Origin of the sequence: Pseudomonas entomophila L48 (genome assembly GCF_000026105.1) — a bacterium.
Lineage (GTDB): Bacteria > Pseudomonadota > Gammaproteobacteria > Pseudomonadales > Pseudomonadaceae > Aquipseudomonas > Aquipseudomonas entomophila.
Map to the genome: position 1 here is coordinate 3,814,807 of NC_008027.1, position 24,660 is coordinate 3,839,466.

Genomic DNA, 24,660 nt, shown 5'->3' on the forward strand with positions numbered 1-24,660 from the left:
ATCGACTCAATCGAGCCCCGGCTCAGGCCGATACCCCAGGCGCAGGCCGCCCCAGTGCCGGTCCTGGACGAAGATCGGCACCGAAAGGTCATGCATCAGTTCACCCGTGTCGCGCGTGTAGGTTTGCAGCAGGACTCGTTGCTGGTGACTGCCACAACGAATACCCGTGCGGTCGTCGAACGTGCGCTTGCTGCGGTTGTGAGCGGTGTCGTGCTGCGCATCACCGGTCAGTGGCTGGTTGAAGGCACTGTTGTGGGTGGGCACATAACCCTGCTGAGTGCAGGCGATGGCATACACCAATCCATCGTGCTGTTGCAGCAATGGTTCCTGGATCTGCGGCAGCACGGTATCGGTGTAATGGTCGAAACGCGTGGTGAAGCGCGGTGGCTGCATACCCGCGATAGGCCGGTAATGACGATCGAACAAGTCATCCAGCGTGACGCGCCCCTGGGCGACATCCGCCTCGAAACGTTCCGCGATCTGCCGGGCGCCTGCCTGAGCCAACTCGAACACCCGCTGGTGGTAGGCGTCCAGGCCCACCTCAGCCAAACGCTCGCTGAGATTCTCCACCTGCCCTTCCATCTGCACCGCCGCCTTGGCCAGCCGACGGGTTTGCTGGTCGCTGACCTCCAGATCGCCACGCACTTGGGCCACCGCCTGGAACAAGGTATCGAGCTGGGCGCGGTTGGTCTGGGTGCCCTCGGCGATTTCGCTCACCTGCCCCTCGACGCTGGCGGCAAGCCTGGCGATCTGTTGCAGTTGCCCACCGGTCTGCTCGACCTGCTCGACACCACTGCCCAGGTCATCGGCCAACTCACGGATCTGCCCCACCACCTGGGCGGTACGCGCCTGGATGTCCGCCACCATCTGCCCGACTTCTTCGGTGGCACTGGCAGTGCGCCCAGCCAACCCGCGCACTTCGTCGGCAACCACCGCAAAACCACGCCCGTGCTCGCCGGCACGGGCTGCCTCGATGGCGGCGTTGAGCGCCAGCAGGTTGGTCTGGCTGGCGATGGACTGGATCACCAGGGTCACCCGGGCAATATCATCGCTGCGCTGATGCAGTGCTTCGATCAATTCACGGCTGGTGGTTGCACGCTCGCTCAGGTCGTGCATGCGCTGGATGGACTCGGCCAGCACCGCGCTGCCTGCAACGCTGCTGCCATGGGCCGAGCGCGCGGCATCCAGGGCCTGCTGGCTGAGCTGGGCGGCGGCCTGCTCAGTGACAATCATGGCCTCGGCGCTGCCGACAATGTCCTGGGCTGCGCTGAGCTGAGACTGAACGCGCGCGGCCAACTGTTGTACGGAATGCGCGACAGCGGCAGCCGTCAAGGCGTTATGGCTGGTGCCTCGAGCCAGTTCCTGGATCAGGTCACTGCCCTGTGCTGCTGTTTCGACCGGCGCAGGTGCAGGCACCCGCCTCCAATGGGGCAGGCAAAGCACCAGCAACGCCAGTGGCAAGGCGAAGTACAGGGCCAGCCCGGCGAAGGCCATAGCCGACAGCACGGCGCACAGGGCAAGTGCCTGCAGCACCGCGGTCATCGTTCCTCGGGCCGTCATCGGGCGCAGCATTTCGCCGGCCGCCTGAGATCCTTCTCGCATCATCGTCGTGGTCCATCCAAATGTCGTTATTGTGACGCCATTAAACGCCACTATAACGCCATTATCCACGCTCACTTGGATGCAGGCCGCCCCCCGTTGATACAGGGCAAGAAAACATGAAGGCCCCAGGGATCGCTCCGTGGGGCCTTGCGCAGGGGGCTGGATCAGATCTGCCGCTGGTGACGGTCGAGCTGCTCGTGGCGCTCCTGGGCTTCGATGCAGTACTTGGTGGTCGGGCTGATCAGCAGGCGTTTAAGGCCGATCGGCTCGCCGCTGTCGTCGCACCAGCCGAAGCTTTCGTCGGAGATGCGGTCCAGGGCCATCTCCAGCTGCGGCAGCAGGCGCTGATCGCGGTCGATGGCATTGACCAGCCAGGTACGCTCTTCCTCGACCGACGCCACGTCGGCAGGATCCGAGGGGCTGTCCAGGCTTTCGATGGACGTGCGGCTGAGTTCGATGCGCTCGTGCGTTTCGACTTTCATCGCTTGCAGCAGCTTGGTGAAGAACGCGAGCTGTTCGGCGTTCATGTAGTCATCGGCCGACATGGCCAGCAACTGTTCCTTGGTCATCGATTTCTCTATGAAAAAATGTGCATTTGGGCGATTCGGGTGCCGCCGACGATGCTTCGTCGACGGCGGAATTCTTCAAGCGCCAACCGGCACTCTTTTACAGGGGGCGGCAGTCTAAGGTGCCAGGCGGCAAGGGGCAACATAAATGACGGTGGTTTTGACCGAAATGGCCAGGAATCCGCCCGTTGGTGCCGTGGATGCACCACCCGACGCGCGTGCAGGACGCCGCCGGGCAATATACCGCAACAAATCCACTACCCGGTGTGGTAACCGACTAGTGCACGGTGCCGCGCGAAAGCGCGCCTGATAGGCGCCCTTTCATTCGACCGAGGCCATTGCCATGAACGAGAACCTACGCCAACGCCTGGCCAACTTCAGCACGCTGGACTGCAAGGTCGCCAGGCGCTTCAGCGACCGCCCGACACTGCTGGACGCCGCCGACGACATCCTGCGCGAAGAGTGGCAACACCGCCACCTCAGCAGCGCCCACGACCCACTCGCCCTGTACCTGGCCAGCGCGCAACCGGCACCGGGCACAGCCTGGGTCCGTCCGCTGTCAGAGGTTTTGGTGGAGCGCTACTGCCAGCCCGGCACCTTGAACCTGACCGCCGATGAAGACTACCTCACCACACGGGCAGATGCCGATCCTGCCTGGAAAGTAGACATCGATCTACACGAAGTCGAAGTACTGATCAACGAGACCGGCCCTCTGCTGCTCGACATCTACCTGCAACAGCAGGTTGCCTATTGGAGCCGCTACGACAGCAGCGGCATCACACCCTGGAGCTGGTACTCCAACTACCTGCGTGAACAGTTTCAGCAGGCTCTACGCGGGGCGGACAACTTGCCAGGCTTTGCTCGTGCCATCCTGCAAATGGTCCATGACGCCCCCGCCGATGGCCAGCGCGGTCGCTGGGCCAACACAAAAGGGCTCAAAACCCTCAACATGAGCCTGGACTTGTCGGCCAGCGGCAAGTTCGATGCCGATCTGGCCAGCGCGGTGTTGATCGAACACAGCGACGACGAACCGGCACGTAATGTGGCGCTGCTTTTTACCCTGACCGGTCGTCTGTTGCGCTACCCCTCACGCCCGGCGTTGCTGCAGGCGCTCAGCCATGCCGAGCCACCATCGCTGCAGGGCAGCCCACGCCAGGTCGAAATCGCCGCGTCGACCAATTCGGTGTTCGAGGTCCAGGCCCTGGGGCTGTTGAACCAGCAGCTACGGCTCATCGAGCACCTCGCGGGGCAATACCAGGGGAGGCTCGACGCCATCGCCATGAACCGCGACCTGGACCGCCTGACCTCGTTGATCGACTTGTGCGACGAGGCCGAAACCGCCCAGCGCCAAAGCCTCAGTGAACAACTGCCCGATTGGTTGCGCAATGCCTCTAGCCGTTCACTGATGCAGTACAGCGAGCGGCTGATCGACGTCGCGCAGCAAACCCGCGACAGCAACGGGCAGTTCTGGCTCGATGGCATCGATGAGGCCGAAACCTTCGCCAACCGCAAGCTGGCGGCGCGCCTGGCCGCAGACCATCCGCAGGACACGCTCGCGCCCGAGGATGTCGTGGTCACCAACTACCAGACCACCGCCAGCGCGACCGCAGGTCAGGATACGATCATCTCGTCAGGAGAGGTCACACCCGTGTTCTACTCGCTGGCTCAACTGGCCATCGGCAACCTGGGCCTGCTCAAGCCGGGGCGCGTGGCCTTGAGCCGCAAGGACGAAGGCGCCCTGCCGAGCTGGATGAACGAGGCCTACCTGCGCCGCCTGGTCAGCGAACTGGATATTGGCCGCGCCTACCCCGCCATGTTGCGCGAGAAACTGCTGGACGATCCGGTCCGGCGCCTGCAACGCCAACACCAACTGAGCGATCAATTGCGGGTGCAATTGCCGGCGCTGGCCATGGAGCTGTACCTGCGCGGCCAACTGCCAGCCCCCGCCTTCGCCGAACACATAGCCCAGGTGTTCGCCCCTGGCCCCGGCCAGGGCACGACACGCTGGATCATGCGCGCGCTGGGGTTCATCAAGGCGCCTGGTTCTACACCGGATCACCCGCTCAACACCTGGTTGATCGAAGCCGAACGTCCCGGCACCGAAGGGTGCCTGCTGTATCGCCCCCTGCACCCAGAGCCACTCCTGTACTTCGGCGACCGCATGGCTCTGTTCGTCGCCATCAGCACCTCAGGCGCCTTGCAGGACGACCTGTTGCAACGTCTGCCCGCCGAGGACCGCCGTTTCTACGCCCACGGCGGCTTTCTCGAACCGCACCTGTTCGTCCCGTTGGACGATACCAGCGCCGTGCCCTTTGGCACACCGGGACCGGTAACGCTGTCCATCGAGGATGCGCTCGCCGACATCGGCAAAGCCCTCTACGACGGGTGCGTCAGCGAGTCGATCCAACGCTTCGAGGTGCAATCCAGCACGACTGCGCAAACCCGCTGGAACAGCTGGAAGGAGCTGGGCTGGCTGCTGTTCAACACACTCTTGCCACTGGCAAGCAACACCTTGGGCAAGGTGGCGTGGTTGGCCCAGATGGAAATCGCCCTGGCCGACTTCGTCGAGTCCGATGCCGAGGACAACCCGACCGGGCATGAACTGTCGCTGGTCAACCTTCTGCTGAATATCGCCTTGTTGCTGTTCTCCCATTCGATCTTCCGCTTGCAACTGGAACAAGGCGCGAAGGTGCAAGTGCCCTCAGACGAACACGTGCCTGTGGAGCACGGGAGCAGCACACCTCTGTCCGTCGCCACCCAGTCGTCGCCGACCCGGCTCGAGTCCAGCTGGGCGCATCCCAATCGTAAGCTCAACGCCACGCAGCGAGCGGCTCTGGAAGCCCTTCAAGCCACGATTGCACCTTCCACACTGGGTAAACCGGTGCCACTCGGCACCCTTCGCGGCCTTTACCTCAAAGGTACTGGCTTCTTCACCTTGCTCGAGAACAAGGTCTACGAGGTCGAGCTGGTCGAACCGCAGAAGCTGCGCATCATCGGCCCGAATGGCGCCCAAGGCCCATGGCTGCACCGCGACGAAATCGGTCGCTGGCAGCTTGACCTGCGCCTGGGCTTGAAGGGGGGCATGCCATTGTCCGAGCAGCTGCGCAAGCTGCGCCTGGACAAGGAACAGGCAATGCTCGCGGCCAACGAGGCGATCAAGGCGGACAAGGCAGTCCTCTCTGCCAAGCTCCGCGAAATGAGTACGATCGAAAAACTGGTGCATGCCACCCTCGAGGACGCCATCCTCGAGCAGTGCCAAGGCAAGATACAGGCACTCTCGCAGTTCTGGGCCGAGCACATCGAGCACCTCAGGGCACGCAACGCCATGCAACCGGTCAAGGATTTCAGGAAAGTGCACGCCTTCGCGCTGTATCAGGACGCCTGCTGCCAGCATCTGCTGGGCACGCTGCTGAACAAGCGCTACAAGCCTGGTCGGGAACAGTTGCTGGAGATCGCCCGGCAACAGCAGCACGACGGCCAGGCACTCACCACCACCGATATCCGCATCGCTACCCAGCGCCTGGACACACTGGTCCCCCTGCTCAAGCAGATGATCGACAACAACACCCTGCTGCGCCAACGCCAGGAGGAGCTGGCCAAACTGGCCAGCCAGCGACATCCCAACATCGTCGAATGGCGTGACTTGGCGGCGCGCCCCGCAGCGACGACGCAGAAGGACCTGCTCCTGCGCTTCCTGCACCTGGAGGGGCTGCTCAATCGCTTGACCCTGGTCCACGGCATGAGCCGCGAAGCCGCTTACTGGCGGGATCGTTTCTGGAGCAACTTCCAACTCGGAATCGTCCAGCGCAGCGAACTGTACAAACTGAGCGATCCCGCACAGGAACTGACCGTGCGCCTGCTGCGCAGTATCCAGGGGCACTTTCAGGCGGCGGCACGCCAGCTGAGAAACCTCGTCGAACTGATCCAGGGCGAGGCCGCGCACCAGACCCTGCGCCAGTTGCAAGATGAGTTGGAACATATCCAGGCACTCATCGCGCAAGACCTCGGCAACCTGCCTGACTACCCACCGGTAAGCTCACTGAAGCAACTACGCAGCAAGGCCCCTGGCCTGATCGAGACCACCGAGCACGGCCTGCTGCTGGCCGAGCCCCGCGCGGACGACGAAAACACCGTCGACATCCCCGGCCCGGACAGCAAGACCCCCGGCCAGACCTACCACCTCAAGCGAGGCGAGTGGGTGCAGGTCACGCCGGTCATTGCCCCGGACCGTCCTTCCGGCCTCAGCCTCAAACGCCTGCTCAAGAGCAGTGACGGACTGATCGCCGAAACCACCCGAGAGGTCGACCGTCTGCAACGCGCCTCGGACAGCTACCTGCCGGTGGAGATCGAAGAGTCGGTGCTGCACCAGCGCAACCGCGTGCAAGGCTTGGTCGACGACATCGAGGCGCGTTTGACCCAGGACAATGAAACCGATGAGGCCAGCCAGGGCAAGGACGCCGAAGTGGTCGCCAAACGTCTGCGGGACCTGGCCGAGACCCTGACAACCCAGGCGACACAGCTGCGAATCGGCGCTGCGGTGACGGGCAAGCCGAGGATGGGCGAGGTGCAGTTCCTGCTGGAAAAAAGCGAGGTACGTATTGCCGTGGTGGGCAGCCGCACGCGCCTGGCCAAGGTGAAGGGCCGCCCCGCCGACTACCTCGACGAGTACAGCATCAGCCGTAACGGCCAGGTGCTGTGGTACGCGCACTTCCATTACCCGACCCTGGACACGGCCAAGGCCGACTTCACCGCCGGCCACCTGAAGACCGCCGCCCAACGCCATGCCGCGGGAGGGCGCTTCACCGATGCCAGTGGCAAGGAGACCGACGTCTACCGCGCACCGATTACCGGCGCGGCGGCACAACGGTATTTCTTCAACCTGCAATGACCGGTTCGGGGCGCCAGCCAACTGGCGCCCCGCACTCGTCAACGGTCCTTGAATTGTGCCTCGCGCTTGGCGATGAACGCCGCCATGCCTTCCTTCTGGTCTTCGGTGGCGAAGGCGGCGTGGAACACCCGACGCTCGAAGCGCACGCCTTCACTCAGGGTGACTTCAAAGGCACGGTTGACGCTCTCCTTGACCATCATGCTCACCGGGATCGACTTGCTGGCGATGGTTGCGGCCACCTTCAGCGCTTCCTCCACCAGCTCGGCCTGCGGCACGATACGCGCCACCAGGCCGGCGCGTTCGGCTTCCTCGGCGCCCATCAGGCGGCCAGTCAGGCACAGCTCCATGGCCTTGGCCTTACCGATCGCACGGGTCAGGCGCTGAGTGCCGCCCATGCCTGGCAGCACGCCCAGGTTGATTTCCGGCTGGCCGAACTTGGCGTTGTCGCCAGCGAGGATGAAGTCGCACATCATCGCCAGCTCGCAACCACCGCCCAGGGCGAAGCCCGACACCGCGGCGATGATCGGCTTGCGCCGGTTGGCGATACGATCGGCGTCGCTGAACAGGTCCTCGACGTAGATCTGCGGGTACTTCAGGTCCGCCATTTCCTTGATGTCGGCACCTGCGGCGAAGGCCTTGGCGGAGCCCGTCAGCACCACGCAGCCGATGTTCGGGTCCTTTTCCAGCTGGTCCAGGGCCTGGTTGATCTCGCCGACGATCTGCGCATTCAGCGCGTTGAGCGCCTGTGGGCGGTTGAGGGTGATCAGGCCGACCTTGCCGTGGATGTCCAACAGGATGGTTTCGAATGCCATGCAGGCTGCTCCTTCAAAGATTGCGCGCAATGACCATGCGCTGAATGTCGCTGGTGCCTTCGTAGATCTGGCAGACCCGGACGTCACGGTAGATCCGCTCCAGCGGGAAGTCACTCAGATAGCCATAACCGCCCAAGGTCTGCAAGGCGTCCGAACAGACCTTTTCGGCCATTTCCGAGGCGAAAAGCTTGGCCATCGAGGCTTCCACCAGCGCCGGGCGCCCGGCGTCGCGCAGGGCGGCGGCGTGCAGCACCATCTGCCGGGCCACGGCGATTCTGGTCGCCATGTCGGCCAGGCGGAAAGCCACCGCCTGGTGCTCGATCAGCGGTTTGCCAAAGCTCTGGCGTTCGTTGGCGTAGTCGCGGGCCACCTCGAAGGCGGCACGGGCCATGCCCACCGACTGCGAGGCGATACCAATGCGACCGCCCTCGAGGTTGGCCAGGGCGATCTTGTAGCCCTGCCCTTCCTCGCCCAGGCGATTCGCTACCGGCACCCGCACGTTGTCGAAGACGATCTGGCAGGTGTCGGAGGCGTGCTGGCCGAGCTTGTCCTCGACCCGCGCCACCTGGTAGCCGGGCGCGTCGGTGGGCACGATGAAAGCGGTGATGCCGCGCTTGCCGGCGTCGGGATCAGTCACGGCGAAGACGATTACCACGCCGGCGTTTTGCCCGGAGGTAATGAACTGCTTGCTGCCGTTGAGCACGTAGTGATCACCGTCCAAGCGTGCGCGGGTCTTCAAGCTGCTGGCATCGGAACCCGCCTGGGGTTCGGTCAGGGCGAACGCGCCGAGCATCGCGCCACTGGCCAATGGCGCCAGGAACTGCTGCTTCTGCGCTTCGGTACCGAACTTGAGGATCGGCACGCAGCCCACCGAGTTGTGCACGCTCATGATGGTCGAGCAGGCACCGTCGCCGGCGGCGATCTCTTCCAGGGCCATGGCATAGGCGACATAGCCGGTGTCACTGCCGCCGTACTGCTCCGGCACCAGCATGCCGAAAAGGCCGAGCCCGGCCATCTCCTCGATGGCCTCCTTGGGGAAGCGATGTTCCTTGTCCCACTGCTCGGCGAACGGTTTCAGCCGTTCCTGGGCGAAAGCACGCACCGCGTCGGCGATTTGTTGTTGCTCTTCAGTTACCAGCATGGTTCACCTCAGTACAGGCACTCGACCGCCATGGCCGTCGCTTCGCCACCACCGATGCAGATGGCCGCCACGCCGCGGCGCAGGTTGTTCTGGCGCAGGGCCGACAGCAGGGTCACGAGGATACGCGCGCCCGAAGCGCCGATCGGGTGGCCCAGGGCGCAGGCGCCGCCATGGATGTTGACCTTGTCGTGGGGCAGGTCGAGCTGCTTCATGGCCGCCAGAGTGACCACGGCGAAGGCCTCGTTGATTTCGAACAGGTCCACTTCCGCCAGGTTCCAGCCGGTGCGCTTCATCAGCTTGTCGATGGCGCCGATCGGCGCGGTGGGGAACAACGCCGGGGTATCGGCGAAGGCCGCATGGCCATGGATCACGGCCAGCGGCTTGAGGCCGCGCTTCTGGGCTTCGGAGCGACGCATCAGCACCATTGCCGCAGCGCCATCGGAAATGGAGCTGGAGTTGGCCGCGGTGACGGTACCGCCTTCGCGGAAGGCCGGCTTGAGCTGCGGGATCTTGTCCAGGCGTGCCTTGGGCGGCTGCTCGTCATCCTTGATGACGCGCTTCTCCTTGCCCTCGGTGACTTCCACCGGGACGATCTCGGCGGCGAAACGGCCGCTCTTGATCGCCTCCTGGGCGCGGGTCAGCGAGGTAATGGCGAAAGCGTCCTGGGCTTCGCGGCTGAAGTCGCCTTTCTGCGCACAGTCCTCGGCGAAGGTGCCCATCAGGCGGCCCTTGTCGTAGGCGTCCTCAAGGCCGTCCATGAACATGTGGTCGATGATCTTGCCGTGGCCCATGCGGTAGCCGCCACGGGCCTTGTCCAACAGGTACGGCGCGTTGGTCATGCTTTCCATGCCACCGGCGACGATCACGTCGGCGCTACCCGCCAGCAGTTGATCGTGGGCCATGATCGCCGCCTGCATGCCCGAACCACACATCTTGTTCAGGGTGGTGCAAGTGGTGTGCTTGTCCAGACCGGCACCGAGGGCGGCCTGGCGCGCCGGCGCCTGACCTTGCCCAGCCGGCAGCACGCAGCCGAACAGCACCTGCTCGACACTGGCCGCATCGATGCCAGCACGCTCGACAGCGGCACGGATCGCCGCGCTGCCCAGTTGCGGCGCGGTCAGGCTCTTGAGGTCGCCCTGCAGGCCGCCCATGGGCGTGCGCACGGCGCTGACGATGACAATAGGATCGTGGTTCAGGCTCATATTCGGTTCTCCTTACTTGGCAGCCATGCGCAGCGCGCCGTCGAGACGGATAACCTCGCCGTTGAGCATGCTGTTCTCGATGATGTGGCGGGCCAGCGCCGCGTATTCCTGCGGGCGGCCCAGGCGTGGCGGGAACGGCACGCCGGCGGACAGCGAGGCACGGACTTCCTCGGTCATGCCGGCCATCATGGGGGTTTCGAAAATGCCGGGGGCGATGGTCATCACACGGATGCCGAAGCGTGCCAGTTCACGGGCGGCCGGCAAGGTGAGGCTGGCGATAGCGCCTTTGGACGCGGCATAGGCCGCCTGGCCAATCTGGCCATCGTAGGCGGCGATGGAGGCGGTATTGATGATCACGCCACGCTCCCCGCCTTCGTCCGCCTGCCCTTCGGCCATGGCCGCGGCAGCCAGGCGCAGCAGGTTGAAGCTGCCGATCAGGTTGACGTTGATAACCTTGGCGAAGCTGCCCAGTGCGTGCGGGCCGTTCTTGCCCAGGACCTTCTCGGCACCGACGATGCCAGCACAGTTGACCAGCCCGTGCAGGCTGCCGAAGGCGCTGACGGCGGCATCGACCGCGGCCTTGGCGGCCTGCTCGTCGCTGATGTCGGCCACCGCGAAGCGCGCGTTGGCGCCCAGCTCGCTTGCCTTGGCCTCGACGGCGGCGGCGTTCAGGTCGACCAGCATGACCTTGGCGCCCGCCTCGATGAGCATCTGCGCAGTGGCGGCGCCCAGGCCCGAGGCCGCGCCGCTGACGATGAAGTGCTTGTGAGTGATTTGCATATCGGTCTTCCTTCAGGCGCCCGCAGCGATCGGCTGCGCGGCTTGTTGTCGGGCGATTTCCTGGTTGCGCAGGATGAAGCGTTGCAGCTTGCCGCTCGGGGTCTTGGGCAGCTCGCCGACGAATTCGATTTCACGGGGATAGGCGTGGGCATAAAGGCGCTGGCGTACGTGCTGGCGCAAGGTTTCCTCCAGCTCGGGGCTGCCCTCGAAGCCCTTTCCAAGCACCACGAAGGCCTTGATCAGCTCGGTGCGCTCAGGATCCGGCTTGCCGATCACTGCCGCCTCGACCACCGCCGGGTGCTCGACCAGTGCGCTCTCCACGTCGAACGGGCCGACCCGGTAGCCGGAGGTGGTGATCACATCGTCGCTGCGGCCGACGAAGCTGATGCTGCCGTCCTGGTTGAGTTCGACGGTGTCGCCGGACAGGTAGTACTTGCCGACGAAGGCCTTGGTCGGCAACCCGTGGTAACCGGCGAACCAGCACAGCGGCGACTGCTCGCGGTCAACCGCGAGGATACCGGGCTGGCCGGCTGGCAGTTCGTTGCCCTGCTCGTCCACCACCACGATGCGATGGCCAGGGATGGCGAAACCGGCCGAGCCCAGGTGTACCGGATGCGACAGCGCATGGTGGTTGCACAACACCATGCCCAACTCGGTCTGGCCGTAGTGGTCGTGGATGGTCACCCCGAGCTCGTCGGCGAACCAGCGGATCACTTCGGGGTTGAGCGGTTCGCCGGCACTGCTGACCACGCGCAGGCGGCCCTTGATCGGTGCCGAGAACGCGCTGCCCGCCGCGATCAACAGGCGATAGGCCGTCGGTGAACCCGCCAGGTTGGTGATGCCCAGCTTGTCGATGACCCGGGCGCAGCTTTCGACGCTGAACGGGCCGTCGTAGAACGTGGTGGCGTGGCCCAGCGAAAGCGGCCCGGTGACAGCGTAATAGAGCCCATAGGCCCAACCTGGGTCGGCCAGGTTCCAGAAGTTGTCCTCCGGGCGCAGGTCGATGGCGTCGCGCATGTAGCCCTGGAAGGCGACGATGGCCCGCAGCGGTACTTCCAGCGGCTTGGCCGGCCCCGTGGTGCCTGAGGTGAACATCAGCAGGAACGGATCGTTGCCCGTGCGCATCACCGGCGCGCAATCGCTGGCGGCGGCTTCAAGGCTGCGCTGGAAGTCCAGCTCGCCCTCGGCCGCGCCGACCGTGACGATGGTCGGGCAATCCGCCACGTCGTCGAGCTTGGGTCGGTTGTTGCGGTCAGTGACCACTACCTTGGCATGGGACTGCTCGAGGCGGTGCTCGATGGCTTTGGGCCCGAACGCGGTAAACAGCGGCTGATAGACCGCGCCCAGGCGCCAGGTGGCGAGAATGGTAACCAACAGTTCCGGGGTACGCGGCATCAGCCCGGCGACCCGGTCACCCGCCCCTACGCCTTGCGCCTTGAGCACATTGGCAAAGCGCGCGGCCAAGGCCTGCAACTGGTCAAAGGAGTATCGCCCGCCGTCGCCGTCACGGTCTTCCCAGACCAGAGCGGTTTTGCCCATGCCGGCGTGGCGGTCGCAGCACTCGACACAAGCGTTGAGGGCCTCGAAGTTGCCATGCAGCGCCGCCGCAGCAGCCTGGGCATGGTCGAACGAACGGGCGGCTTCGGCGTAATCGCGCATCGTCAGACTCCTGGTTTCTTATTGTTGGAGTGCACCTTCAATCTGACGATGTTCGCGCCGGCCGCCTCAACCGGCAATGGCCAAAGCTGTCAATCCGGCTGAGCGGATTCGCCATCCTCCGGGTCGAGCTTCAGCCCCAGAGCTTCCTGGTCCAGCACATCCTGGCTGAGCGCAAGCAGCACGGCCCGCTCGCTGGCCTCACGCTCCGTCGCCACGGCATTGCAAGCCTTGAGGTACTCGTCGCTGCTCATCGCCTGCTCGTCCAGCTCGGCGAGCTTGTCGACGAACTCCTCGTCATGCTTGGCGAACAGCGTGGCATGGCGCTGCTTCAGGTAGTCGCGCCAGAACTCGCGATTGACCAGGCTCTGCACCAGCTGCCCATCGGTCTCATCCGCCAGCACGGCGTCGACGGCCCGCTCTTTGAGCACCACCGTGATGTCCGCGATGGCGGAGAACAGCATCGACCGGGGTTGCCCGATCAGCCCCAGGGTGTCCGCCAATTCGACCCGCAGGCCAAGCACGACTTCGAGTTCGTCGACATCCTGGCCCAGCGCCTCGCGCTGCATGACTTCCTCCCTGGCAAACTCATCCAGACGGTCCAGACGATAGAGGGCGCGCCCCAGCCTCAGGAGATAATCACCATGATGACCGGTCTTGCCTTCTGCCTCGGCATGATGCACCAACGCCCGCAGCCATATACGGCTGAAACGCTCTGCGACACTGTCGTGGCAGGTGAGTTGCACCCCAGCGTGGGTGAAGAGGTCGTCACGCAACGTAGTGTCGGTGTCGAGATCCTCTATCAACTGCCAGACCTGCTCGCCAATGTAGTCAGGCGCCTGAATGAAGTCCTGGGTTCTGGTGAGACTGGCCAGCAGATTGAACAGCTCGGTGCTGCCTTGGAGCTGCTGAACGCGCAACCACATGGCGCGCCGCACTGGGCGCGCCTGTGGCTCGACCGTCTCGAGCCAACGCTGCAACGGGTCGGCGACCGCCGGCTGTGGCGCCTCGACAGGCTCGCCAGCATCCCCGGCCATGAACGCGGTCAGGGTTTGCAATGGCAATGGATTGCCATCCAGGTTCACCCGCCGCCTGAACGCCCTTGACGTGGCCATCAGCCCATTGGGAACCGTGGAGATAAGGTTGAAGCGCAGGTCAGCCACTATCAGTTGAGCGCACCGCTCGAGACCCGCCGGCACGCTTCTCAGGGAACAGCGATTCACTCTCAGGACCTCCAGTCGAGTGAGGCGGGAAAAGTCCAGGTCGAGTGAACGCAGGGGGTTGAAATCGAGCACCAGTGTCTCCAGCGCCTCGAGCCTGGACAACGCAGCCGTCCCCGCAGCGTTCATGTGGATCCGGTTGGACCTCAGCTCCAGCCTTCTGAGACGGGGTAGCTGGGTAACCTGAGCGGGTACCGAGGTCAACAGGTTGTTGTTCAGGTTCAGGGATTCCAGGGAATCAAAGCAACCCAGGAAATTCGGTTGCACATCCAGCAAGTCCATGCCGGACATCCGCAATTCATAGATGTGCCCCATGTCGACCTCAGCTGGCAGTTCCGGCAATGTGCCGACACGCCAGCCCTCGGTATTCAGGACTCGCCCGATCCTGTCGCCGCTGCGGCTGCGGACCGTTTCCCCTTCGTACCGCCAGGCACCGCGCAAGCGATTGGAGAACTGCCGGCGCCGGTTGCGCATGCTCCGGCTGCGTGGCTCGCGCTCCCAGGCGATCAGTGCGTCATCGAGGAAGGTGAAGTTGGTTTCCTGGGACAGCAGCTCTTCGATGGCATCCCCTGTGCTCACCTCCCACTCGTGGACCATCCTGTCCACCTCGACGACACTCAGCGAGGGGTAGAGCGCCCGGGCACGTTGCCTTAGCGTGTCCAGGGTCCCGGCGCTTCGTGAGAGGGACCCGCCCAGGGTGTAGCCGACGCGCCCGTCGGGCAAACGCCTGCCTGGGTTGAATCGAGGCGTGCCTGGCCTCCAGCCCAACCGATTGACGACACCGGCCCGGGTGTTCGGCAGCAAGGCGATCACCGCCTCGCGCAACTGCTCGGCGGGCGCCGCCCCCGAGAGTTCGAGCGCCTGCTTCCCACCAACCCCCAATACCGCGATCAAGGCCTGGAACAAACCGCCGGGCGCCTCGACTTCCCGCTCCAACGCCATTCCCTGGGCGTCATAGAGGTGGAACTGTCCCGACCGCCAGACCAGGATGGTGCGTTTTCCTGGTACCCCTTGCGGGTCCATCACACTGATCAGGCGGCCGAAAGGGGAGCCCTCGCGCAGCTCAAGGTTGATCGACCTAGGCCAATTGGCAAGCCTGGACAGCAGGCCCAGCACCAGTTCACCGGTTCCGTCGCTGTAGCTGATGCCCAGCAGAAGGCCTTCCAAGGCACGCGTCAGCCGCGCCTGGAAAAGCAGCGGGCGGACTTGCCTGAGAATGGCCATTGGCAGGCGGGACTCATCGGTTGCGACCCGCCGCAGCACGGAATCGGCGCTTTGCAGGGCCTCCGCCGCATATGCCGGGGGCAAGCCGGGAAACTCGCTTTGCAATTGCACGAGCAGCTCATCTGTCGCCACCGCCTCATCCGGCAGTGCCTCCAGAGGGTCTTCGGCGAGTAACGTCTCTTCGGCCAGGTATTTCTGCAGGGGCTCCCAAAGCTCATGGCGACGCGCCAGCAATTGCTTGCCGATCGCCTCTTCATCCAGCGCCCGCATGTCGTCACGGGCCTTGCACCATGCCATGAGCTGGGCGTCCTCGAGGACCGCGTTGGGTGCCTTCAGTGCGCTGAACAACGCCGTGATCCGCTGCGTCGCCATATAGCGGCGCAACGTGTCACGCAAGGCAACTGGCGCCGGACGGTTCTCCACGAGCACACCTCGCAGTTCGTCCTTGTCGACACCGGCAACCCGCAGGATCCGATTGGCCATCTTGTCGGACAGTGGCGGGTCCATCGGCCACAGGCGGTTGAGCATCAGCGTGCTGTCATCCCACTCCAGAGGCCGCTCCAGGCGGATGCGCCAGCTTCGCTCGCCATTGAAGTCGACCGGCGGCCCAAAACCATCCTCGCGACTGGCATGGCGCAAACGCCACGATTTACCCGGGAGGTCCTGCTTTAGCTCGTAGTACTTGTCTTCGACACGCAGCCAGCGCCGCGTGCCTTCGCCATACAGGCCGTTATCCAGAAGCGGCGCGGCGCCGGGGTCCGACTCGTATACCTGCAGATCGGCGCTCCACAGCCGCGAACCACCACCCCACTTGACCGGGTCCAGGTCATCGACGAACGCACTGCGCGCGAACACCCGCGTCGCCACAGTCGCCCCGGCAGCAGTGGCCGCCGTGATGGCCACGGTCTCGGCGACGTGGAACAGGTGTTCGAGCGCTTCATGCTGGTGCCCCTCGCTCCAGTCGACAACGCCTTCGTAGACGTGTGCGAGCGTGTCCACCACCAAGGTCGCGAACAGCGCCACGCCAACGATCGGGATACCCAGGCCGGCGAGCCCGAGCACACTGAGGCCGAACTCGGTCCAGGCCTCCAGGCGCTCGTTGGCGGCCCGTTGGTCAGCGTCCGCGCTCGAGACCAACAACAGCTTGCCATCATCCTGGAACCGCCCGATCTGGCTGTTGGCCAGGGTGGTGAAGATGTCTTGCCCGGGGGAGCCTGCCTCAAGCGCAAGATCAGGCGCATCATCGCTCAGGCGCATGTCCAGCAACTTGCTGAAGGCGGCCCGATCACGCAGGCGAATCCGCTCGCGGAAGTCCCGCCGGATATCGGCATTGCCCAGTTCACTCACCAGTGCCAGCGCCATCCGCTCGGACGATTGGAAATACCGCAGGGAATTCTGCCCATCGTCGGGCACGTACAGGATCACGCCCTTGTCCTCACCCGCCCCATCGCGCAACTGGATTTTCAACGCGTTTTCGACGATGCACCCCAACATACGCAACTCACCCGCGCTGGCGAAGCATTGCTGGCCTGGCTGGTCGGCTTTTGCGCTCGCCAGTTGGCTCAGTGCCATGTACTGCTCGACGCTGATCTGCTCGCGGCACAGGGCGAGCTCGCACATCAGGGCGAACGCATCGCGCTTGTGCTGGGCGAGCAGCGTGCGATTGGCCGGCGTGAGCACCTGTCCGATCAGGGTCTGGTACTGCTTGCCCAGGTCCAACGTGCGGCACCGGCGGGCGACATCGTCGGGGTCGACCAGTACAACCGAAGCGCCACTGCGCACCAGGCCGGTTGCAACGAAGAACGACGAGGACGCGGAAAAGTTCTGCATCAGCCGAAGCCTTGCGGATAAGCGTATGGAACGGGGTTCGACGCTTGGCGTGGACATGATGGGCGACACTTCATACCAGGCACTGATCCACTCCAGGGCATCGAGTGCGGGGCCGTCGGGCAACAGCGCTTCGAGCATCGGCTTGAGTTTCTGCTCGGCGAACTGCTGTGCCGACACCAGTCCTGAAGTCGCCTGCGCCAGGCGCTTGCGGCTTTTCTCATGGGCCGTGAAGGCTTCATGCAGGGCCTTGAGTCGGTGCACGGACGCCTGCTTGAGCCAGGCAGGCAGCTTGGCGCCGATGAAGTCATCCAGGAGCTTATGCGAACGCTCGAGTTTCGTGGCCACTGGCTGTGCCGGGGGATTCGCTTTCATGCAGTGAGGTCCTTGTGATTTAAGGCGCCCCACGATGCCCAGGCCATCGGCCACCCTTCAGGGGGAAGGCTCACCCATGCGCAGCCTCTGCCCCCTCACGGGTGACCAGCGAGCGGTAGTGCCCAGGGTTGCAGCCGAACCACTTGCGAAACGCCCTGTGGAACGAGCTGACGTCGGCGAAGCCGAGACGCTCGGCGATGTCGCCCAGGCCTAGCCGCGCCTGCGCCAACCAGGCAATAGCCAGTTCCCGCCGCACCCCATCCTTGATTCCCTGATAGCTTTGACCTTCCTCCGACAGGCGACGTCGCAAGGTCGATACCGACATGTGCAGGGTTCCCGCCACCTGCTCGGCATCCGGCCACGCTCCCGGCGACACCGTCAGAAGCCGATGACGGATGTGCCGGGCCAGGCTTGCCGGGTCGCGGTACTTGACGAGGATGTTGCCGGGGGCCTCGGCCAGGAAACGCTGCAACTCTTCGTCCGTGCGCCGCACCGGCAGTTCCAGGCATTCGGCGGCGATGATCATCCGCGTGCGCGGGCGCTCGAACTGCAGGTTCTCGGAGAACATCACCCGGTAGTCATCACAGAACGGCGGCTCGGCGCAACGCAGGTCGATGGCCAGGATCGGAATGCGCCGTCCGGCCAACCAACACGCCACGCCGTGGACAATCATCCAGAAAGTGAAATAGGTGAATGCCCGCCGCGGTTGGTCGCTGGGCTCGTTAATGACGATCTCGGCCAGGCTCTGTTGGCGCACCAGGCTTGGTTGCAAGTCTTCCAGCATGAGCGACAGGAAGGCCAGCACACCGTCGAGCGCAGCCCCCAGCGTGGGCTGGGCCATGGCGCTGCGGGCGATGAAGGCCAGGCTGCCGCTGCGTAGGCCGCGCCGGTCCATGGCGAAGAATTCATCGTTGCAGCGCCGCGCCAGCAGGCGCCAGAGCCGGGCATAGGACTCGGCGCTGACCCGGGCCTCGGGCCGGTCCAGTTGCTCGGCATCGATACCCGCGCGCGCCAGCAGCGCGGCGTCGGGCTCGCCGGCCGGGCAGGTCTGCAGCAGCGCCTCGCGCACCAGCTGCATGGAAATGGTGTCCTTCTCGCTCATCGACAATCCAGTCTGTTCAGTGCCGGCCATCTTAGGCCGGTGGAGGGGAAACGTCAGCCGCCGATCACTGGCCGGCGGCCAGGCCCAGGAACGCCTGGATCAGGCGCAGCTCGCGCCTGCGCTCCAGGCAGCCGACCATGTGCTGGTTGACCAGGCCGAGGCCCGACAAGGGGCGCGCCACCACCCGCGGGTCATGGGCCACCTCGGTGGAGGACACCACGCCAATGCCCAGTTGCGCCGCTACCGCCTCGGTGACCGCCTCGCGGCTGTCCAGCTCCAGTAGCACCCGAGGCTGCACACCCGCCTCGGCGCACGCCTTGTCGAAGGTGCGCCGCGTGGTCGAGCTTGGCTCGCGCAGCACCATGATCTGCTTGTCCAGCTCGGCCAGCGGCAGGTCGCCTTCGGCCGCCGCCCAGGCATGCCCAACCGGCAGCAGCGCGCACAACCGCGACTCGCACAGGCTTTGCAGGTGCAAGCCCTTGCGCGGTTCGATCTCGGTCAGCACCGCCACATCGGCATGCTCCGACAAGAGTGCACCCAGGGTTTCCTGGGCATTGCCCAGGCGCAGGTTGACGGTGATGCCGGGGTAACGCTCGCGCAGTTGCGCCAGCATCGGCATGACCCGGTGCGGGCCATCGGCTGCGACCTCCAGACGCCCGGTGAGCAACTGGCGGTTGGCCTCGAGCATGGCCTGGGCCTCTTCGGCCAGGCTGAACATCGCCCGGGTGATGGCCGCCAGGCGCGTGCCCTCCTCGGTCAGCTCGACCCGGCGCGCGGTGCGCCGCAGCAGGGTGATCTGGTAGTGCTCCTCCAGGGCCTTCACGTGCCCGGTGACCGCCGGCTGGCTGATGAACAGCCGCTCGGCGGCGCGGGTGAAACTGCCCTCGCGAGCGACGGCGTCGAAAGCACGGAGCTGGAACAGGTTCATATCTATCGGCCTTACTTATGGCTGGCATATCTACAAACAATTTGATTGATGATTCGGCGAATTGCAACCTAGCCCCACTAGTTTCCAGCCCACCGCACGTGAGGAACCTCGGAATGAGCAACGCCCCGATCCTGCTGACCCCCGGTCCACTGACCACCTCGACCCGCACCCGCCAGGCCATGCTCGTGGACTGGGGCTCCTGGGACCGCGACTTCAACCAGCTGACCGCCAGCGTGTGCGAGCAACTGCTGGCCATCATCGACGGCAGCGCCAGCCACCACTGCGTCCCCCTGCAAGGCAGCGGCACCTTCGCCGTCGAGGCCGCCATCGGCACCCTGGTACCGCGTGACGGCAAGGTGCTGGTGCTGATCAACGGTGCCTACGGCCAGCGCCTGGCCAAGATCTGCAAGGTGCTCGGCCGCACCTTCAGCACCTTCGAAACCGCCGAGGACCAGCCGACCACCGCCGAGGACGTCGACCGCCTGCTGGCCGCCGACCCTGCCGTGACCCACGTGGCGTTGATCCACTGCGAGACCAGCACCGGTATCCTCAACCCGCTGCCCGAGATCGCCCAGGTGATCCAGCGCCACGGCAAACGCCTGATCATCGACGCCATGAGTTCGTTCGGCGCATTGCCGATCGATGCTCGCGAAGTGCCCTTCGAAGCGCTGATCGCGGCCTCCGGCAAATGCCTGGAAGGCGTGCCGGGCATGGGCTTCGTGTTCGCCGAAAAAACCGCCCTGGCCGCCGCCGAAGGCAACGCCCATTCCCTGGCCATGGACCTGCAGGATCAACACGCCTACATGGCCAAGACCGGCCAGTGGCGCTTCACCCCGCCGACCCATGTGGTCGCCGCCCTGCACGAAGCGCTGCTGCAGTACAACGAGGAAGGCGGCCTGCCCGCCCGTCACCAGCGCTACCAGGACAATTGCCAGACCCTGCTCGACGGCATGGCGAAGATCGGCCTGCACAGCTTCCTGCCCGCCGAGATCCAGGCGCCGATCATCGTCACCTTCCACGCGCCTAAAGACCCGCGCTACCAGTTCAAGGACTTCTACGAGCGGGTCAAGGCCAAGGGCTTCATCCTCTACCCGGGCAAGTTGACCCAGGTCGAGACCTTCCGCGTTGGTTGCATCGGCGTGGTCGGCGCGGCCGGCATGCAGGCCGCCGTGGATGCCGTGGCCGAGGTGCTGCGGGAAATGGAAGTGCTGGACATCTGACCCTCTGCCTACCGAACTCAAGGAAAACGCGCACATGAACTACAGCAACCCCACCCAGCTGCAAGCCGCCATCCTCGACTGGGCCGGCACCGTGGTCGACTTCGGCTCCTTCGCCCCCACGCAGATCTTCGTCGAAGCCTTTGCCGAGTTCGACGTGCAAGTGTCCATCGAAGAGGCCCGTGGCCCGATGGGCATGGGCAAGTGGGACCATATCCGCACCCTGTGCGACGTGCCGGAGATCGCCGAGCGCTATCGCAAGGTGTTCGGCCGCACCCCGACCGATGACGACGTCACCGCCATCTACGAGCGCTTCATGCCGCTGCAGATCGAGAAGATTGCCGTGCACTCGGCGCTGATTCCCGGTGCGCTGGATACGCTGACCGGGTTGCGCAAGGAGGGGCTTAAGATCGGCTCGTGCTCGGGCTACCCGAAAGTGGTGATGGACAAGGTGGTCGAGCTGGCCGCGCAGAACGGCTACGTGGCCGACCACGTGGTAGCCACCGACGAGACCCCGAACGGCCGCCCATGGCCGGCCCAGGCCCTGGCCAACGTGATCGCCCTGGGCATCGACGATGTGGCGGCGTGCGTGAAGGTCGACGACACCGTGCCGGGGATTCTCGAAGGGCGCCGCGCCGGGATGTGGACCGTGGCACTGGTGTGCTCGGGCAATGCCCTGGGGCTGACCTGGGAAGGTTACCGGGCGCTGAGCGCGGAAAAACTGGAGAGCGAGCGCAAGCGTATCCACGGGATGTTCGCCGCCTCGCGGCCGCACTACCTGATCGACACCATCAACGAGCTGCCCGAAGTGATCGCCGATATCAACCGGCGCCTGGCCAAGGGCGAGATGCCGCAAGCTGTTTGATCGCGGTATGCGAGCGGTTCGCCGGCAAGCCGGCTCCTACACCATACCCGTAGGAGCCGGCTTGCCGGCGAACCGCCCCTTTCAGACAGCCCGGTTCAGCTTCACCCACGACGCGAACTTGTCGATGAACGCCTGCAGGAACGGCCGGGTCTTGTCATTGAGCTTGCCGCTGTCGTCGAACAGCGTCGCCGCCCCGCCGATATACGCTTCGGGCATCTGCATGCACGGCATGTCGAGAAACACCAGCGACTGACGCAGCGCATGGTTGGCGCCGAACCCGCCGATGGCCCCTGGCGACACGCTGGCCACCGCCGTCGGCTTGCCGCTCCAGGCACTCTGGCCATAAGGCCGCGACCCCACGTCGATGGCGTTCTTCAGGCAACCCGGCACCGAACGGTTGTATTCCGGGGTGACGAACAGCACCGCGTCGCTGCGGCGAATCTCGTCGCGAAAGTGCTTCCACGCCTCCGGCGCCTCGGGCTCGACATCCTCGTTGTACAACGGCAGGTCGCCGATCTCGACGATCCGCAGGGCAAGGCTGGACGGCGCCAGCTCAGACAGCGCGCGGGCCACCTTGCGGTTGTAGGAGTCCTTGCGCAAGCTGCCGACGACCACCGCTACCGAATAGACCTGGCTCATGGCGATAAACTTCCTGTGCTGGAAAAGGGACGTAACTAGTTATAGATGACCGTTCCTCGGGCTTCGGATTTTTTTCCATCCGGCTGAAAACTTCCCACGCCTTTTGCTGGTCTATGGGTACAGACATTTCCTACACGTTTCCGAGGTTTCCACTCAAAATGGCAGCAGTAATGGTCGGCCAGTTCCACGCCCGCGACGCCGAAGGCCGTATCTACCCCGTTCACGAGTTCCAGGAGTCCACCCTCCAGGCCGACGGCAGCACCCTCGGCGCGCCCGTCACCACCTACCGGCTGGCCATCGGCGACCGCGTCAACCACCTGGGCGAGGACCGCTTCGAGCTGGCCCAGACCGGCGTCGAGATCATCCGCATTCCCTGACGCAATCCACCGTGTACAGCGGCCCGTCATGCTGCAGGCCGTGCACATCGGCGACAAAGCCCGGGAAGCCCTGGTCGAAGGCCCGGGCAAACGCCAGGTAGTCGAGGATCGAGCGGGTCGCCTCGGTGAAACGCTCGCCCGGCATGATCAGCGGGATCCCCGGCGGATAGGGCACCAGCATCACGGCGCAAACCCGCCCCAGCAGCTGTTCGATCGGCACCGCCTCCACCTCCCCCTTCACCATCCGGTCATAGGCCTGGGCCGGGCTCATGGCCACCTCGGGTAACCGCGTGAACAACCGTTTGAGTTGCTTGGCGGTGGCATTGGCGCGATAGCAGGCGTGCAATTGGTCGCACAGGTCGCGCAGGCCCAACCCCCGATAACGCGTCGGCTGCACCGCCACCACGCTGGCCAGGCACTGGTCGAGCGGCGTGTTGCCATCGTAATGGCGCTTGAACTCCAGCAATTCGGTGAGCAAGGTGCTCCACTTGCCCTTGGTGATGCCCATCGAGAACAGCACCAGAAAGCTGTACAGGCCGGTCTTCTCCACCACTAGGCCGCGCTCCCAGAGGAACTTGCTGACCACCGCAGCCGGAATGCCCTGCTCGCCCAACTTGCCCCCGGCATCGAGCCCTGGCATCACCAGGGTTACCTTGAGCGGGTCGAGCAATACGTAGTCGTCAGCCACCTCGCCGAAACCATGCCAGTCCGCCCCCGGCTGCAACACCCAGTCCGCCGCCGCCAGGCGCTCCGTGGCCGGCGGCTGCCAGATACTGAACCACCAGTCCTGCGCCGCAAGGTGCTGGCGCAGGTTGGCCAACGCCCGGCGAAAGCTCAGGGCCTCGTCGAACATCTCCTGCAGCAGCGAACGCCCGGCCGGCCCCTCCATCATGCTCGAGGCCACGTCCAGCGAGGCGAGGATGCTGTACTGCGGCGAGGTGGAGATATGCATCATGAACGCTTCGTTGAAACGGTCGCGGTCCAACTGGCGGGTCGCGCCGTCCTGCACATGGATCATCGACGCCTGGCTGAACGCGGCCAGCAGCTTGTGGGTGGAGTGGGTGCTGAACAGCAGTGGATCGTCCGCCGCCCGCGGCGTGCCCATTGCGTAACGGCCTTCGAAGAAATCGTGGAAGGCGGCGTAGGCGAACCAGGCCTCGTCGAAATGCAGCACCTCGACGCTGGCGCCCAAGGTCTGCTTGATCAGCCCGGCGTGGTAGCACAGGCCGTCGTAGGTGGAGTTGGTGACCACCGCCAACTTGATCCTCGGCGTGCGCCCCTGGGCCAGCGGGTGGGCCTGGATCTTCGCCTGGATCGACGCCGGGCTGAATTCGCTGAGCGGAATCGGCCCGATGATCCCCAGTTCGTTGCGCTCCGGGCACAGGTAGATCGGAATCGCCCCGGTCATGATGATCGCGTGCACCACCGACTTGTGGCAGTTGCGGTCCACCAGTACCAGGTCGTCGCGCCCGACCATGGCGTGCCAGACGATCTTGTTGGCGGTGGAGGTGCCGTTGATGACGAAGAAGGTGTGGTCCGCGCCGAAGTTGCGCGCGGCGCGGGCCTCGGCTTCGGCCAGGGGGCCGGTGTGGTCGAGCAGCGAGCCCAACTCCGGCACGGACACCGACAAGTCCGAGCGCAGGGTGTTTTCGCCGAAGAACTGGTGGAACGCCTGCCCCACCGGGCTCTTGCGGTAGGCCACCCCACCGCCGTGGCCCGGCGTGTGCCAGGAATAGTTGGATTGCGCGGTGTGCTGCACCAGCGCCTTGAAAAAAGGCGGCAGCAGCCCGTCGAGGTAATTGTGCGCGGCCCGCGCCACCTGGCGGGCGAGGAACGGCACGGTGTCTTCGAACAAATAGAGGATGCCGCGCAACTGGTTGAGCTCGCCCATGGCCTCGGCCGGGGCGTTTTCCAGGGTGACCTGCTCGCCCAGGGCGAAGATCGGCAGGTTGGGCGCACGCAAGCGGGCCAGACGGATCAGCTCGGCCATGTTCTGTAGCAGGTGGGAGTTGTCGCCGGCGCCTTCGGCGGCGATCAGCATGCAGGCCAGGCCGTGGTGGGTCGCGGCGACCAGGCGGGCTTCTGCCTGGTCGGCGGCGGCGAGGATGGCGAAGCCGTCCTGGGCCAGTTCGTCGGCGATGCCCCGTACCCGCTCGCCGGCGACGCTGTCGGCCTTGATCGCGCGATGGACGATGAGGATCGGGAACTTGAGGTCCTTGTACATCGGGCGGCTACCTCT

Annotated in this window: 16 protein-coding genes; 4 read left to right on the forward strand and 12 right to left on the reverse strand. The window is 64.9% G+C overall.

The features are described 5' to 3' along the window. Positions 1–6: 6 nt before the first annotated feature. Positions 7–1,605, reverse strand: a complete 1,599-nt coding sequence (locus PSEEN_RS16380; protein ID WP_083789187.1) for a methyl-accepting chemotaxis protein — start codon at positions 1,603–1,605, stop codon at positions 7–9. A 161-nt stretch (positions 1,606–1,766) separates the two neighbouring features. Continuing rightward, a complete protein-coding gene (locus PSEEN_RS16385; protein ID WP_011534662.1) occupies positions 1,767–2,171 on the reverse strand; it encodes a TraR/DksA family transcriptional regulator in 405 nt (134 codons plus the stop codon). Between the two features lie 340 nt (positions 2,172–2,511). On the opposite strand from PSEEN_RS16385, the gene PSEEN_RS16390 reads away from it, so the two are divergent. Beyond that, complete coding sequence (locus PSEEN_RS16390) at positions 2,512–7,056, forward strand: hypothetical protein (RefSeq protein WP_011534663.1); 4,545 nt, start codon at positions 2,512–2,514, stop codon at positions 7,054–7,056. 38 nt (positions 7,057–7,094) lie between these two features. On the opposite strand, the gene PSEEN_RS16395 is transcribed toward PSEEN_RS16390, so the two are convergent. From PSEEN_RS16395 to PSEEN_RS16430, 8 genes are all read right to left on the reverse strand, one after another. Continuing rightward, on the reverse strand, positions 7,095–7,868 hold the full coding sequence (locus PSEEN_RS16395; RefSeq protein WP_011534664.1) for an enoyl-CoA hydratase: 774 nt from the start codon (positions 7,866–7,868) through the stop codon (positions 7,095–7,097). A gap of 13 nt (positions 7,869–7,881) precedes the next feature. Continuing rightward, a complete protein-coding gene (locus PSEEN_RS16400) occupies positions 7,882–9,009 on the reverse strand; it encodes an acyl-CoA dehydrogenase (RefSeq protein WP_011534665.1) in 1,128 nt (375 codons plus the stop codon). A gap of 8 nt (positions 9,010–9,017) precedes the next feature. Continuing rightward, positions 9,018–10,211: an acetyl-CoA C-acyltransferase gene (locus tag PSEEN_RS16405; RefSeq protein ID WP_011534666.1), complete on the reverse strand. Its 1,194-nt coding sequence runs from the start codon at positions 10,209–10,211 to the stop codon at positions 9,018–9,020. Positions 10,212–10,223: 12 nt separating this feature from the next. Then, a complete protein-coding gene (locus PSEEN_RS16410; protein ID WP_011534667.1) occupies positions 10,224–10,991 on the reverse strand; it encodes an SDR family NAD(P)-dependent oxidoreductase in 768 nt (255 codons plus the stop codon). A 12-nt stretch (positions 10,992–11,003) separates the two neighbouring features. Beyond that, on the reverse strand, positions 11,004–12,650 hold the full coding sequence (locus tag PSEEN_RS16415; RefSeq protein WP_011534668.1) for an acyl-CoA synthetase: 1,647 nt from the start codon (positions 12,648–12,650) through the stop codon (positions 11,004–11,006). Positions 12,651–12,739: 89 nt separating this feature from the next. Continuing rightward, entirely contained in the window at positions 12,740–17,293 is a 4,554-nt protein-coding gene (locus PSEEN_RS16420) for an NEL-type E3 ubiquitin ligase domain-containing protein (protein ID WP_011534669.1), read from the reverse strand. 70 nt (positions 17,294–17,363) lie between these two features. Beyond that, positions 17,364–18,395 (reverse strand): AraC family transcriptional regulator, encoded by a 1,032-nt coding sequence (locus tag PSEEN_RS16425; RefSeq protein ID WP_011534670.1) that lies wholly within the window; start codon positions 18,393–18,395, stop codon positions 17,364–17,366. 64 nt (positions 18,396–18,459) lie between these two features. After that, the gene (locus tag PSEEN_RS16430; RefSeq protein WP_011534671.1) at positions 18,460–19,323 is read right to left on the reverse strand and encodes a LysR substrate-binding domain-containing protein; all 864 of its coding nucleotides are present in this window, start codon (positions 19,321–19,323) and stop codon (positions 18,460–18,462) included. A gap of 113 nt (positions 19,324–19,436) precedes the next feature. Between PSEEN_RS16430 and PSEEN_RS16435 the strand changes: the two genes are divergently transcribed. Next, a complete protein-coding gene (locus tag PSEEN_RS16435) occupies positions 19,437–20,543 on the forward strand; it encodes a 2-aminoethylphosphonate--pyruvate transaminase (RefSeq protein WP_011534672.1) in 1,107 nt (368 codons plus the stop codon). Between the two features lie 34 nt (positions 20,544–20,577). Continuing rightward, a complete protein-coding gene (gene phnX / locus PSEEN_RS16440) occupies positions 20,578–21,405 on the forward strand; it encodes a phosphonoacetaldehyde hydrolase (protein WP_011534673.1) in 828 nt (275 codons plus the stop codon). A gap of 81 nt (positions 21,406–21,486) precedes the next feature. Here phnX and PSEEN_RS16445 read toward each other — a convergent pair whose 3' ends face one another. Continuing rightward, positions 21,487–22,044, reverse strand: a complete 558-nt coding sequence (locus tag PSEEN_RS16445; protein ID WP_011534674.1) for an NADPH-dependent FMN reductase — start codon at positions 22,042–22,044, stop codon at positions 21,487–21,489. 158 nt (positions 22,045–22,202) lie between these two features. Between PSEEN_RS16445 and PSEEN_RS16450 the strand changes: the two genes are divergently transcribed. Continuing rightward, positions 22,203–22,421 carry a hypothetical protein gene (locus tag PSEEN_RS16450; RefSeq protein ID WP_011534675.1) on the forward strand — a complete coding sequence of 73 codons (219 nt, stop codon included), beginning with the start codon at positions 22,203–22,205 and terminating at the stop codon, positions 22,419–22,421. Here PSEEN_RS16450 and PSEEN_RS16455 read toward each other — a convergent pair. Further along, positions 22,405–24,645: an Orn/Lys/Arg family decarboxylase gene (locus PSEEN_RS16455; RefSeq protein WP_011534676.1), complete on the reverse strand. Its 2,241-nt coding sequence runs from the start codon at positions 24,643–24,645 to the stop codon at positions 22,405–22,407. The two genes, PSEEN_RS16450 and PSEEN_RS16455, sit on opposite strands and share 17 nt — an antisense overlap. Positions 24,646–24,660 lie beyond the last annotated feature (15 nt).

Excerpts from the sequence above, each read along its gene's own strand:
- PSEEN_RS16380 (WP_083789187.1), bottom strand. The coding sequence starts at position 1,605 with ATGATGCGAGAAGGATCTCAGGCGGCCGGCGAAATGCTGCGCCCGATG.
- PSEEN_RS16385 (WP_011534662.1), bottom strand. The coding sequence starts at position 2,171 with ATGACCAAGGAACAGTTGCTGGCCATGTCGGCCGATGACTACATGAAC.
- PSEEN_RS16390 (WP_011534663.1), top strand. The coding sequence starts at position 2,512 with ATGAACGAGAACCTACGCCAACGCCTGGCCAACTTCAGCACGCTGGAC.
- PSEEN_RS16395 (WP_011534664.1), bottom strand. The coding sequence starts at position 7,868 with ATGGCATTCGAAACCATCCTGTTGGACATCCACGGCAAGGTCGGCCTG.
- PSEEN_RS16400 (WP_011534665.1), bottom strand. The coding sequence starts at position 9,009 with ATGCTGGTAACTGAAGAGCAACAACAAATCGCCGACGCGGTGCGTGCT.
- PSEEN_RS16405 (WP_011534666.1), bottom strand. The coding sequence starts at position 10,211 with ATGAGCCTGAACCACGATCCTATTGTCATCGTCAGCGCCGTGCGCACG.
- PSEEN_RS16410 (WP_011534667.1), bottom strand. The coding sequence starts at position 10,991 with ATGCAAATCACTCACAAGCACTTCATCGTCAGCGGCGCGGCCTCGGGC.
- PSEEN_RS16415 (WP_011534668.1), bottom strand. The coding sequence starts at position 12,650 with ATGCGCGATTACGCCGAAGCCGCCCGTTCGTTCGACCATGCCCAGGCT.
- PSEEN_RS16420 (WP_011534669.1), bottom strand. The coding sequence starts at position 17,293 with ATGAAAGCGAATCCCCCGGCACAGCCAGTGGCCACGAAACTCGAGCGT.
- PSEEN_RS16425 (WP_011534670.1), bottom strand. The coding sequence starts at position 18,395 with ATGAGCGAGAAGGACACCATTTCCATGCAGCTGGTGCGCGAGGCGCTG.
- PSEEN_RS16430 (WP_011534671.1), bottom strand. The coding sequence starts at position 19,323 with ATGAACCTGTTCCAGCTCCGTGCTTTCGACGCCGTCGCTCGCGAGGGC.
- PSEEN_RS16435 (WP_011534672.1), top strand. The coding sequence starts at position 19,437 with ATGAGCAACGCCCCGATCCTGCTGACCCCCGGTCCACTGACCACCTCG.
- phnX (WP_011534673.1), top strand. The coding sequence starts at position 20,578 with ATGAACTACAGCAACCCCACCCAGCTGCAAGCCGCCATCCTCGACTGG.
- PSEEN_RS16445 (WP_011534674.1), bottom strand. The coding sequence starts at position 22,044 with ATGAGCCAGGTCTATTCGGTAGCGGTGGTCGTCGGCAGCTTGCGCAAG.
- PSEEN_RS16450 (WP_011534675.1), top strand. The coding sequence starts at position 22,203 with ATGGCAGCAGTAATGGTCGGCCAGTTCCACGCCCGCGACGCCGAAGGC.
- PSEEN_RS16455 (WP_011534676.1), bottom strand. The coding sequence starts at position 24,645 with ATGTACAAGGACCTCAAGTTCCCGATCCTCATCGTCCATCGCGCGATC.